This is a genomic window from Microbacterium karelineae (assembly GCF_009745985.1).
Lineage (GTDB): Bacteria > Actinomycetota > Actinomycetes > Actinomycetales > Microbacteriaceae > Microbacterium > Microbacterium karelineae.
The window spans coordinates 171,075-183,597 of the sequence record NZ_WFIX01000175.1 but is presented as its reverse complement, the minus strand read 5'-3'; the positions used below and the strand labels follow the sequence as shown (position 1 = coordinate 183,597).

The 12,523-nt window shown below is 70.4% G+C and carries 11 protein-coding genes; 6 read left to right on the top strand and 5 right to left on the bottom strand.

Annotated features, from left to right (window positions below; all coding sequences use genetic code 11):
* The first annotated feature begins 150 nt into the window (after positions 1-150).
* On the top strand, positions 151-1,194 hold the full coding sequence (locus GB932_RS19355; RefSeq protein WP_231915994.1) for a COX15/CtaA family protein: 1,044 nt from the start codon (positions 151-153) through the stop codon (positions 1,192-1,194).
* 60 nt (positions 1,195-1,254) lie between these two features.
* Here the strand turns inward: GB932_RS19355 and GB932_RS04125 are convergent, their stop codons facing one another.
* The 3 genes from GB932_RS04125 to GB932_RS04115 are packed head-to-tail and all read right to left on the bottom strand — an operon-like array spanning position 1,255 to position 4,935.
* Complete coding sequence (locus GB932_RS04125; protein WP_156759431.1) at positions 1,255-2,427, bottom strand: hypothetical protein; 1,173 nt, start codon at positions 2,425-2,427, stop codon at positions 1,255-1,257.
* Positions 2,424-3,917: an MFS transporter gene (locus GB932_RS04120; RefSeq protein ID WP_231915993.1), complete on the bottom strand. Its 1,494-nt coding sequence runs from the start codon at positions 3,915-3,917 to the stop codon at positions 2,424-2,426. The genes GB932_RS04125 and GB932_RS04120 overlap by 4 nt, the downstream gene beginning before the upstream one ends.
* 49 nt (positions 3,918-3,966) lie before the next feature.
* Entirely contained in the window at positions 3,967-4,935 is a 969-nt protein-coding gene (locus GB932_RS04115; RefSeq protein ID WP_156759785.1) for a heme o synthase, read from the bottom strand.
* Positions 4,936-5,252: 317 nt separating this feature from the next.
* Between GB932_RS04115 and tkt the strand changes: the two genes are divergently transcribed.
* The 5 genes from tkt to pgl all read left to right on the top strand — a co-directional run bounded on the left by tkt (position 5,253) and on the right by pgl (position 11,848).
* Positions 5,253-7,349, top strand: a complete 2,097-nt coding sequence (gene tkt, locus GB932_RS04110; RefSeq protein WP_156759430.1) for a transketolase — start codon at positions 5,253-5,255, stop codon at positions 7,347-7,349.
* Entirely contained in the window at positions 7,346-8,452 is a 1,107-nt protein-coding gene (tal, locus tag GB932_RS04105; protein WP_156759429.1) for a transaldolase, read from the top strand. The genes tkt and tal overlap by 4 nt, the downstream gene beginning before the upstream one ends.
* Positions 8,453-8,571: 119 nt before the next feature.
* A complete protein-coding gene (gene zwf, locus GB932_RS04100) occupies positions 8,572-10,119 on the top strand; it encodes a glucose-6-phosphate dehydrogenase (protein WP_156759428.1) in 1,548 nt (515 codons plus the stop codon).
* Positions 10,116-11,120, top strand: coding sequence for a glucose-6-phosphate dehydrogenase assembly protein OpcA (locus GB932_RS04095; protein ID WP_156759427.1), 1,005 nt, complete (start codon positions 10,116-10,118; stop codon positions 11,118-11,120). The genes zwf and GB932_RS04095 overlap by 4 nt, the downstream gene beginning before the upstream one ends.
* Positions 11,117-11,848, top strand: a complete 732-nt coding sequence (pgl, locus tag GB932_RS04090) for a 6-phosphogluconolactonase (protein ID WP_156759426.1) — start codon at positions 11,117-11,119, stop codon at positions 11,846-11,848. Before GB932_RS04095 ends, pgl begins: the two co-directional genes overlap by 4 nt.
* Before the next feature lie 72 nt (positions 11,849-11,920).
* On the opposite strand, the gene GB932_RS04085 is transcribed toward pgl, so the two are convergent.
* Both GB932_RS04085 and secG read right to left on the bottom strand, forming a co-directional pair.
* Positions 11,921-12,274, bottom strand: a complete 354-nt coding sequence (locus tag GB932_RS04085) for an RNA polymerase-binding protein RbpA (protein ID WP_156759425.1) — start codon at positions 12,272-12,274, stop codon at positions 11,921-11,923.
* The gene (secG, locus tag GB932_RS04080; RefSeq protein WP_110589224.1) at positions 12,274-12,522 is read right to left on the bottom strand and encodes a preprotein translocase subunit SecG; all 249 of its coding nucleotides are present in this window, start codon (positions 12,520-12,522) and stop codon (positions 12,274-12,276) included. Before secG ends, GB932_RS04085 begins: the two co-directional genes overlap by 1 nt.
* Position 12,523: the final 1 nt, after the last annotated feature.

Below are 12,523 nucleotides of genomic sequence, written 5' to 3'. Positions count from 1 at the left end.
CCCTCATCGATGGCGCAGGTCACGCCCCTAGACTGTTCGCGGATACCGCACGCGGCGCGTGGGAATCCTTCATCGCTCAATTCTACAGGTTTCGCCCGGGGCCTCGTCGGTATCGCCGTAACACCCAGGGCAGGTACAGGAGCCCCTCCCATGCCGATCTCCCCCGCGCTCAAGGTCTTCGCCTGGCTGTCGTTCCTCGCCGAGGTCGTGATCATCGGAACGGGCGGCGCGGTGCGGCTCACGGGCTCGGGACTCGGCTGCTCGGAATGGCCGCTCTGCACGCCGGATTCACTCGTCCCGACGGCGGCGATGGGGATCCACGGCATCATCGAGTTCGGCAATCGCACGATGACGGGCCTGGTGGGGATCCTCGCGCTCGCCGTGCTGCTGCTCGCGCTGCACGCGGCCGGAGGCCGGCGCTCGCTCCTTCCCGCGGTTCTGTTCGCCGTGGGCGGTATCGTCCTCGCGGTCGGCGCCTACGTCGCGTTCACCGCGGCAGGGGCGTCGGGCGCGGTCCCCATGTCGGTCGTTCTGCTCGTCGCCGCGATCGCCGGCGCCGTGCACTCCCTGATCATCACTCCCGTCCGCCGAGACCTGCTGACGCTCGCCTGGATCGTGCTCGTCGGCGTCATGGCGCAGGCGGTCGTGGGCGGCAGCGCCGTCCTGACGGGCCTCAACCCCTTCGTCGTCGGCTTCCACTACGCCTCGTCCCTCGCCCTCGTGTGCGTCACGGCCGCCTTCCTCGTCCGGATGAGCGCGGTGACGGGCCCGCGCGAGCTCGCCGTGCCGAGGGGGTACGCGATCCTCGTGCACATCACCTCCCTCGTTCTCGCGCTCACGATCGCCTTCGGAGTTCTGACGACGGCGAACGGCCCGCACTCGGGCGACGAGTACGTCCAGCGCGACGGCTTCGATGCCTCCGTGCTCGCCCACGTGCACTCGTGGCCCGGCTACGCCCTGGCCGTGCTCGCGCTCGTCATCGCGGGCGTCGCCTGGGCCCGCGATCTCCCGACGCGCGCGTGGTCCGGTGCCTTCGTCGGCGCGCTCGCGATCCAGATCTTCGTCGGGATCTGGCAGGCGAACACCGCGCTGCCTCCCTTCCTGGTGGGGGTCCACATGGTGCTCGCGTCGCTGACGGCGGCCGCGTATGTCGTCGTCGTGCTGCGCTTGAAGCGCCCCGCCGCCCACCGTTGACATGGCCGGAACCGACGGGTCGTCTCGCGAAACCCGTCGACGAGCGTCATGCGGATGGGGTCAGCGGCACGCCTTCGACGCATCGACGAGGTCGTCCGCCGGCGGCACGCCCCCGTAGTAGTAGTCGACGCCGTTGCCCCACGGGTTGTCGTAGCCCATGCCGATGGCCCACGCAGTCGCCATCAGCTCCACATCGCCATCGAACGGGTCGGCGAGCATGTCGCGGCACTGCGAGGTGATGGCGTGGCCGGCCTCGTGCACGACGAGGCTCTCGAAGCGCGCGTCCGGCCAGTAGGCCGCGATGCTGTGCGAGAGCTCCATCGTCGCGTAGCCGCCATCGCTGTACCACCACGTCGTGAAGCCGCCGGCCGATTCGCCCGCGCCGAGGCCGTTCACGATCGGCGCCCAGTCGAAGTCGACGCGCGTATCGCCCACGATCGAGCGCACGAAATCCTCGATCTCGAGGCGGGTCTCATACAGTCCGTCGCCGACCTCCTTCTCGGCGAGCTCTGTCGCCTGCGATCGCTCGACGACCTGCGCCGCCGCGACGTACTCGTCGACGTAGTACGCGACGGTGTCGTCGCTCGTCGCGGCGAGGTCGGCGGCGTACTGCAGCCGAACGCGTTCGATCGCCCGCGAGGAGATGTTGGCCTCCTCGAGGCGAGCCGTCTCGTCGGGGATCGTCGCGCGCAGGTCCGCGATCGCGTCGTCGAGCGCCGGCCCGCGCTCCGAGTACGCACCCGCGGACGCGGTCAGCCGCTCGGCATCCGCCGCCAGCGCCGCGGCCTCGTCCTCGAGCTCCTCGGCCGCCGCCGTATACGCGTCGGTCGAGTCGAGATGCTCGGCCGGCCGCGCCTCGGGCGGATCCTGCGCGTCCGGGAGGTCGTCCACGTCGCGCACGGCGCCGGCCGCCTCCGACGCCGCCTCGAACGCACCCGCCCCGACGTAGGGGCGCACGCGGTCCGTCACGATCTCGTCGGCGAGCGCGAGGGACTCCAGCGCGGGATCCGCCGCGGCGCGAAACGCCGCGTGCGCCTCGCGGTGCTCTTCGGCCGTCGCGTTCTGCGCCGCGACGGCGTCGGCGTAGCGCGCCTCCGCCTCCTGGCGTGCGAGCACGGGCGGCATCACGACGAGCGCGATCACCAGTACGACCGCGAACACCGCCGCGACGGACGCCAGGATGATCCACCCCGTCCGGCGCCGGCGAGGGCGCGGCGGGGCCGCCGAGGTCATGCCTCCCCCGCCCCGGAGCGCTCCGAGCGGCGGCGTGCGCCCAGGTCGATGAACGCGACGACGAGTGCGGCGGCGACGAACAGCGCGGCCGAGAGCAGCCCGTTCCCGTATGCGTCGTGGTAGGCGACCGAGTGCGTCTCGGACCCCTCTTCGCGGAAGATCGTCGAGTAGAACAGCGACAGCGCGATCGCGGCCCCGATCGCGTTGCCGATGCGCTGCCCCAGCTGGCCGACGGATCCCGCGAGGCCACCCTCTGCGGGCGGGATCTCGGCGAGCGTGAGCGTCTGATTCGGCGAGATGACGCAGCCGCCGCCGATGCCGCCGACGAGCAGGATCGCGGCCATGAGCCACGGCGTGGCCTCATCGCTCGCGAGGTGCGCGATCGCGACGAGGCCGATGGTCGCCGCGAGGACGAGGACGAGGCCGAAGATGACGAGCGCGCGCCCGAATCGCTGCACGAGCTTGCCGCTCAGCCAGGACGAGAGCGCGCTGAGCAGGGCGAAGCCGATCGTGACCATGCCCGCGTACACGGCCGCGACGCCGAGGCCGGTCTGGAGGTAGAGCGCCGTCAGCAGGAAGATCGATGGCATGGCCGCGAAGTACAGCGACTGCAGGATCGTGCCGTTGCGCCATGAGGTGACTCGGAACAGCCCGAGCGGAACGAGGGGGGATCCGCCGCGGCGCGCGTAGCGGCGCTCCCAGCCGAGGAACGCGGCGGCGAACAGCACACACGGCACGAGCAGCCACCAGCGCAGGGGCGAGTCGTCGGGCGACCCGGTCGTGAACAGGAACGGCACCATGAGCGTCAGCACCGTGATGCCGAACAACGTCAGCCCGATGGGATCGAGCGACAGCTTCTCGCCGCTCGGCCGCCGCACCTCGGGAAGGGTCTTCGCGAGGATCGCGATGACGACGATGCCGAGCGGCACGTTCATCCAGAAGATCCAGCGCCAGCCGTCGGTCGGCCCGCCGATCGCGATGAGGAGGCCGCCGATCGTCGGCCCGAACGCCGTCGACAGCCCGATGATGGCGCCGAACAAGCCGAAGGCGGTGGCCCGCTCGCGCCCCGTGAAGACCTGCTGGATCGTGCCCATCACCTGCGGCATCTGCACGCCGGCCGCGACGCCCTGCAGGAACCGCGCGATCACGAGCATCCAGATGTTCGGCGCGAGGGCGCACAGCGCGCTCGCGATCGTGAAGCCGATGAGGCCCGCGATCATCAGCGTGCGTCGCGAGCGCTGGTCGCCGATCCGACCGAACGGGACGAGCGTGAGGCCGAAGGCGAGGATGTAGCCCGACACGACGAGCTGCAGCTCGGTGGATCCGCCGCCGAGCGCCTGTTCGATCGACGCGAGGCCGACATTGACCTTCGAGATGTCGAGGATCGTGAGCGCCGCCACCGACAGGCTCGCCCAGAACGCCCGCCAGCGGCCGCCGTGATCGAGCGTGATCGTGCGGGTGTGGGGAGGGGATCCGTCGGCGGTCGTCACCGGATCAGGCTATCGCGGCGGTCCGACACGGCGACCGGCGGGCCGGTCGTCAGAACGGCAGGAGCGGGTCGACCGCGACGGCCACGAACACGAGCGTGAGGTACGTGATCGAGGCGTGGAAGACGCGCATCGGGCGAGCGGCGGATCCGTCGGCGACACCGGCCGAGGCCCGCACGGACATCGCGTACATGCGGTGCGACTCGTAGATGAACCAGGCGCCGAACACGAGCGCGGAGGCGGTGTAGACGAGGCCCATGCCCGCGACGGGGACGAGCAGCAGGGAGCACGCGACGGTCGCCCACGCGTAGAGCACGACCTGCAGCCCGACCTGCGCGCCCGAACGGGTCGCCCCGAGCATCGGCACATCGGTCTCGTCGTAGTCTGCGGCGTACTTGATCGACAGCGGCCAGTAGTGCGGCGGCGTCCACAGGAACACGAGCGCGAACAGCACGAACGGGGCCCAGTCGAGCGAGTTCGTCACGGCCGTCCAGCCGATGAGCACGGGGAAGCAGCCCGCGATCCCACCCCATACGATGTTCTGCTCGGTATGGCGCTTGAGCAGGATCGTGTAGACGACGACGTAGAAGAAGATCGCGAACGCCGACAGGAATGTCGTGAGCAGGTTGGTGAACGCGAGGAACCACACGGCCTGCACGATCGCGAGCACCCACGAGAAGATCAGGGCGGCGCGCGGCGTGATCTCGCCCGTCACGATGGGACGGTTCTTCGTGCGCTTCATGCGCGCATCGATGTCGCGATCGATGTACATGTTGAACGACGCGGCGGAGCCGGCGCTCATGGCACCGCCGATCACGGTGGCGACGACGAGCCACAGGTTCGGCAGCCCCTGGGCGGCGAGGAACATGACGGGCACCGTCGAGACGAGCAGCAGCTCGAGGACCCGCGGCTTCGTGAGCGCGACATATGCCGCGAGGGTGCGGGAGACGCTGCGGCGCGGCGCCGTGCCGGCCGAACCGCGCTGTCCTTCCGCGGACGCGGGCTCGGGGCGAGAAGTCATCGACACCGCGGGTGCCTCCTGATTCTGTGCTCCGTGTGCAACCACCCCATTCTAGGGCAGGCCGGATCCCCGCGACGATCAGGCTCCTCTCATGCTCACAGCACCCACGGCGACGACGTGCGGTGTTCGTCACACGCCCGTCGCCGGACGGGAACCGGGCGAGCGTCATCCGCTGACACGCTATGACGCGGCAGTCCCCGGAAATCACTATGCTGGGGCGCGAAACGCGCGTCGACGCGGTCCGACATCGATACCCACCTCACTCTCGAGGCAGCGACCGCTCTGAGACGCTTCACCCCATCACGAAAGGCGGTCCCGTGGCGGAACTGCATTGGGACGAGATCGACGGCCGGGCCGTCGACACCGCGCGAGTGCTCGCAGCCGACGCTGTCGAGAAGGTCGGAAACGGCCACCCGGGAACGGCGATGAGCCTCGCTCCCGCGGCGTACCTGCTCTACCAGCGCGTGATGAACCACAATCCAGCCGACACGCACTGGGTGGGGCGCGACCGCTTCATCCTCTCCGCGGGGCATTCCTCGCTGACGCAGTACGTGCAGCTCTATCTCGGCGGCTTCGGGCTCGAGCTCGACGACGTCAAGGCGCTGCGCACCTGGGAGTCGAAGACCCCGGGCCACCCCGAGTTCGGCGAGACCGACGGCGTCGAGATCACGACCGGCCCGCTCGGCCAGGGCCTCGCCTCGTCGGTGGGCTTCGCCTACGCCGCTCGATACGAGCGCGGCCTCTTCGACCCCGAGGCTCCCGCCGGCGAGAGCCCCTTCGACCACTTCGTGTACGTCATCGCCTCCGACGGCGACCTGCAGGAGGGCGTCACGAGCGAGACCAGCTCGCTCGCCGGCCACCAGAAGCTCGGCAACCTCATCGCGCTGTACGACGCGAACCAGATCTCCATCGAGGATGACACCGACGTCGCGTTCACCGAGGACGTCGCGAAGCGGTACGAGTCGTACGGCTGGCAGGTGCTCACGGTCGACTGGAAGAAGACCGGCGAGTACGTCGAGGACATCGCCGAGCTGCACGCGGCGATCGAGGCGGCCAAGGCCGAGACCGGCAAGCCCTCGCTCATCGTCCTCAAGACCGTCATCGGCTGGCCGGCCCCCGGCAAGCAGAACACGGGCGGCATCCATGGATCCGCCCTCGGCGCCGACGAGCTCGCCGCGACCAAGAAGGTCATGGGCTTCGACCCCGAGAAGAGCTTCGAGGTCGCCGACGAGGTCATCGCGCACACGCGAGAGCTCGTCGAGCGCGGCACCGCGGCGCAGGCCGCGTGGCAGGAGCGGTTCGATGCGTGGGCCGCGGCGAACCCCGAGCGCAAGGCTCTGTTCGATCGCCTCGAGGCGGGAGAGCTGCCCGCCGACATCGAGCAGGCGCTGCCGGTGTTCGAGGCCGGCAAGGGCCTCGCGACCCGCGCCGCGTCCGGCAAGGTGCTCAACGCCCTCGCCCCCGAGCTGCCCGAGCTGTGGGGCGGTTCGGCCGACCTCGCCGGCTCGAACAACACCACCATCGACGGCGCGAAGTCGTTCATCCCCGCCGAGCATTCGACCGGCAAGTGGAAGGGCGACCCGTACGGGCGCGTGCTGCACTTCGGCATCCGCGAGCACGGCATGGGCGCTATCCTCAACGGCATCACGCTGCACGGCAAGACGCGCGCCTACGGCGGCACGTTCCTGCAGTTCGCCGACTACATGCGCCCCGCTGTCCGCATCGCGGCGCTCATGAACATCCCGAGCATCTTCGTCTGGACGCATGACTCGATCGGACTCGGCGAGGACGGCCCGACGCACCAGCCCGTCGAGCACTACGCCGCGCTGCGCGCCATCCCGAACCTCGCGTTCGTCCGCCCCGCGGATGCCAACGAGACCGCCTATGCGTGGCTCGAGATCCTGAAGCGCCGCGGCGGCCCCGCGGGCATCGCGCTGACGCGCCAGGGCGTTCCCACCTACGAGCGCGGTGAGGGCGAGGCGACGGGTGACACCTTCGCGTCGGCCTCGCTCACCGGCAAGGGCGCGTATGTGCTCGCCGAGGCGCCGAACGGCACGCCGGACGTCGTGCTCATCGCGACCGGGTCCGAGGTGCAGCTCGCCGTCGAGGCGCGCGAGGCGCTGAAAGGCGAGGGCGTGAACGCCCGCGTCGTCTCGGCTCCGTCGCTCGAGTGGTTTGCCGAGCAGCCCGAGGAGTACCGCGAGAGCGTCCTGCCCTCGTCCCTCACGGCGCGCGTCTCGGTCGAGGCCGGCATCGCGATGCCCTGGGCCACTGTCGTCGGCAGCACGGGCCGTTCCGTCTCCCTCGAGCACTTCGGTGCATCGGCCGACGCGGGAACCCTCTTCCAGAAGTTCGGCATCACCACGGAAGCGGTCGTCCAGGCCGCACGCGAGACCCTGAAGGAGAACGCATGACCTCCCCCACCGCTCAGCTCGCCGCCGAGGGCGTCAGCATCTGGCTCGACGACCTCTCGCGCGACCGCATCTCCTCCGGCAACCTGTCGGAGCTCATCACCTCGCGCAGCGTCACCGGCGTGACGACGAACCCGACGATCTTCGCCGGCGCGCTCTCGAACGGCGCGTCGTACGCCGACGCCATCGCGGCGCTTGCGGGCGAGAACGCGACGACCGACGACGCGATCTTCGCGATCACGACCGATGACGTGCGCGACGCGTGCGACATCTTCCGCCCTGTCTACGACGCGACGGGCACGCTCGACGGCCGCGTCTCGATCGAGGTCTCCCCCGACCTCGCGCACGACACGGTCGGGACGATCGCGCAGGCGAAGGACCTCTCGGCCCGCGTCGACCGTGAGAACGTGCTCATCAAGATCCCCGCGACGAAGGCGGGCCTCCCCGCCATCACCGAAGTGATCGGCGCCGGCATCAGCGTCAACGTCACGCTCATCTTCAGCCTCGAGCGCTACGCCGAGGTCATCGACGCGTACCTCGCCGGCATCGAGAAGGCGAAGGACGCGGGGATCGACGTGTCGACGATCCACTCGGTCGCCTCGTTCTTCGTGTCGCGTGTCGACACGGAGGTCGATGGGCGCCTCGCGGCGATCGGATCCGACGAGGCGCTCGCGCTGAAGTCGCAGGCCGGCGTCGCGAACGCGCGCCTCGCATACGAGCTGTTCGAGAAGAAGTTCGCCGAGCAGCGCGCGGCCGGCCTCGTCTCGGCCGGCGCGAACGTGCAGCGCCCGCTGTGGGCGTCGACGGGAGTGAAGGACCCCGCGCTCCCCGACACCCTCTACGTGACCGAGCTCGTCGCGAGGGGCACCGTGAACACGATGCCCGAGAAGACGCTCGAGGCCACGCACGACCACGCCGAGGTCGCCGGCGACGCCGTCACGCCGAACTACGCCGACGCGCACGGCGTGTTCGAGAAGCTCGCCGCCGTGGGCGTCGACTTCGCGGACGTCACGCAGGTGCTCGAGGACGAGGGCGTCGAGAAGTTCATCGCCTCGTGGCACGACCTCCAGAAGACGGTCGCCGACGCGCTCGAGTCGGCGCGCTGATCCCGTCGGCCGGGCCTTCCGCTCCCCAGCGGGAGGCCCGGCCCGGTTCCGCGGCCGCCCGCCAGCGGCCGCTCCCCCTCTCACGAGTCCGCATCGCCATTCCGCGACCCTAGGGAACTATGCCTGTCTCCATCCAGCGCGGCGTCAATCCGCTGCGCGACAGCGACGACCGTCGCCTCAATCGCATCGCCGGGCCGAGCGCGCTCGTGATCTTCGGCGTCACGGGAGATCTCTCCCGCAAGAAGCTCATGCCCGCCGTCTACGACCTCGCCAACCGCGGTCTCCTGCCGCCCGGATTCGCGCTCGTCGGCTTCGCCCGCCGCGAGTGGGCCGACGAGGACTTCGCGCAGGTCGTCCACGACTCGGTCAAGAAACACGCGCGCACCGAGTTCCGCGAGGAGACCTGGCAGCAGCTCGCCCAGGGCATCCGCTTCGTCCAGGGCGCGTTCGACGACCCCGACGCGTTCGCACGCCTGCGCAAGACGGTCGACGACCTCGACCGCGACCGCGGCACGATGGGCAACCACGCCTTCTACCTCTCGATCCCGCCGAAGGCGTTCGACGTCGTCGCCCAGCAGCTCCTGAACTCGGGCCTCGTCGATGAGAAGGCCGACGGCGAGACCTGGCGCCGCGTCGTCATCGAGAAGCCCTTCGGCCACGACCTCGAGTCGGCACGCGAGCTCAACGACTCGCTCGAGGCCGCCTTCCCGAGCGACGCGATCTTCCGGATCGACCACTACCTCGGCAAGGAGACCGTGCAGAACATCCTCGCGATGCGCTTCGCGAACGAGCTGTACGAGCCGATCTGGAACCGCAACCACATCGACCACGTGCAGATCACGATGGCCGAGGACATCGGCGTCGGCGGCCGCGCCGGCTACTACGACGGCGTGGGCGCCGCCCGCGACGTCATCCAGAACCACCTCCTGCAGCTCCTCGCGCTCACGGCGATGGAGGAGCCCATCAGCCTCTCCGCCGAGCACCTGCGCGCCGAGAAGGAGAAGGTCCTCGCGGCCGTGCGGCTGCCGGAGGATCTCTCGACGGCCACCGCGCGCGGGCAGTACGCGGGCGGCTGGCAGGGCGGCGAGCAGGTCACCGGCTTCCTCGACGAGGACGGCATGAACCCCCGCTCCGCAACCGAGACCTACGCGGCCATCAAGCTCGAGATCGACACGCGCCGCTGGGCGGGCGTGCCGTTCTACGTGCGCACGGGCAAGCGCCTGGGCCGCCGTGTGACCGAGATCGCGGTCGTGTTCAAGAAGGCCCCCGAGCACCTGTTCTCACGCGGACAGTCGTCGGAGCTCGGCCAGAACGCGCTAGTGATCCGCGTGCAGCCCGACGAGGGTGTGACGCTGCGATTCGGCTCGAAGGTCCCCGGCAACGGCACCCACGTGCGCGATGTGACGATGGACTTCGGCTACGGCCACGCCTTCACGGAGGCGAGCCCCGAGGCGTACGAGCGCCTGATCCTCGACGTGCTGCTCGGAGATCCGCCGCTGTTCCCCCGCCACGAGGAGGTCGAGCTGTCGTGGCGCATCCTCGATCCGATCGAGGAGTACTGGGCGAGCCTGGACGAGCCGCTCGAGCAGTACGAGCCCGGCTCCTGGGGCCCGCAGTCGGCCGATGCCCTGCTCGCGCAGGATGGACGCGTCTGGAGGCGCCCGTGATCATCGATCTGAACGAGACCACCGTCAGCACGGTCGCGAAGCGACTCGTATCCGTACGCGAGGAGGGCGGCGCCGTCGCCCTCGGCCGCGTGCTCACGCTCATCATCAAGAGCGACCACCGCCCCGTCGAGGAGGCCATCGAGGCCGCGAACGACGCCTCGCGCGAGCACCCCATGCGGGTCATCGTGCTCGTCACGCACCCCGACGACGCCTCGCGGCTGGATGCCCAGATCCGCGTGGGCGGCGACGCCGGCGCGAGCGAGGTCGTCATCCTCCGCGCCCACGGCGAGGCGGCCAACAACGCCGAGTCGCTCGTCACGGGACTGCTGCTGCCCGACGCGCCCGTCGTCGTGTGGTGGCCCGAGACGGCGCCCGAGGCGCCCGGCCTCGACCCGCTCGGCAAGATCGCCCAGCGCCGCATCACCGATTCGTCGACCTCGGTTCAGGCGGCCGAGCGACTGCAGCGCCTCGACGAGACCTACCGCCCCGGCGACACCGACCTCGCGTGGACGCGCCTGACGCGGTGGCGCGAGCACCTCGCGGCCGTGCTCGAGCAGCCGCCCTACGAGACCGTCACGGCCGTGCAGGTGTGCGGCGCGAGCTCCTCGCCCTCGACGGCGCTCCTCGCCGCGTGGCTCGGCCTCGCTCTCGACGTGCCCGTCGAATGGCGATACGAGCGGCCGAGCGACTGGGATCACGGCATCCGCTCCGTGCGCCTCACGCGTGCGTCGGGCGACATCGTCCTCGAGCGACGCTCGTCGACGCACGCCGTGCTCACGCAGCCGGGCCAGCCCGACCACGACCTGCTCCTCCCCCGGCGCTCGCTGCGCGAATGCATCGCGGAGGAGCTCCGGCGCCTCGACCCCGACCGCCTCTACGGGCGCGTCATCACCGACGGGTGGTCGGCGCTGTCGGCTCCCGTCAGCTCGAACGGCGCGGCGGCCGTCCCCGCGGCGACCGAGGAGCCGGACGCCGAGTCGGATCCCGAGGAGCAGGCGTGACGACGCCCGAGTTCGTCGTCCGCCCCGACAAGGGCTCCCTCGCGGCGCTCGTGGGCGATCGGCTCATCCGCGAGCTCGCGCCGCTGACGGCCGAGGGCGGCGAGGCGCACCTGTCGCTCACGGGCGGCTCGATGGGGATCGCGACGCTCGCCGCGGTCTCCGCCCACGTCGACCGCGACGAGGTCGCGTGGTCGCGCGTGCACTTCTGGTGGAGCGACGAGCGCTTCGTCGCGCGCGCCGACGGCGAGCGCAACTCGCTGCAGGCGCGCGACGCGCTCCTCGACGCGCTCGACGTCCCCGACGTCAACGTGCACGAGCCGTGGTCGATCGAGGACGGATCCCTCGATGACGCCGCCCGCGCGTACGCGGACGAGCTCGCGGCGTTCGGCGGTGATCACGGGGCGTATCCCGCGTTCGACGTGTGCCTCCTCGGCGTCGGCCCCGACGCGCACATCGCGTCGCTGTTCCCTGGCCGCGACGAGATCCACGAGGTCGACGCCGTCGTGCTGCCGGTGCGGAACTCGCCGAAGCCGCCGCCCGAGCGCGTCACCTTCACGCTGCCGGTCATCAACGCCTCGGCGCGCGTGTGGCTCGTCGTCGCGGGCGCCGACAAGGCCGAGGCCGTCGAGAAGGTGCGGCGGGGACCGGATCCCGATGCCGCGCCCGCGTCGATGGCCCGCGGCCTGATCGAGACGATCGTCTTCGCCGACGAGGCCGCCGCCGGCTGATCTTCCCGCGCATGTGAACGAAGATCGCCCCGTCCGATCGGACGGGGCGATCTTCGTTCACGCTCGTACGGTCTACTGCCCGCGCTTCTCGCGCAGCTTCTTGAGCGCGTCCTCGAGGAGCTCGTCGGCTTCCTCGTCGGAGCGGCGCTCCTTCACGTACTCGAGGTGCGACTTGTAGGCCTGCAGCTTCTCGGGCGCGGGCGGATCGTTCTTGTCGCGCCCCGCCGGGAGCCCGGACTTCGGGTGGTCGACGACCTCGGGTATCTCGTCCTCCGCGATGTCGGCCGCGTAGAACTTCACGACCTCGTTGCCGTGGGCGTCCCAGTAGGTGACAGCCGTGCGATCGGCCTGGTGCCCATGATCCTGCTCGCCCATGGGGCCGGATCCGACCCGCGTGCCGCGGATCGCGCTCGCGCCGCCGGCCATCAGAGCACCTGGAACTTCGTGATGAGACCGAGGCCCACGATCGACAGGAACCACACGAGCGCGAGGATGATCGTGAGGTAGTTGAGCATGCGCTCCGCCGAACCGGACGAGCTCACGGCCTGAGACATCCCACCGCCGAACATGTCGGAGAGGCCACCGCCGCGGCCCTTGTGCATGAGGATGAACAGCGTGAGCAGGAGGCTCGTGATGCCGAGCAGGACCTGCAGGATGAACTCGAGAATCTGCACG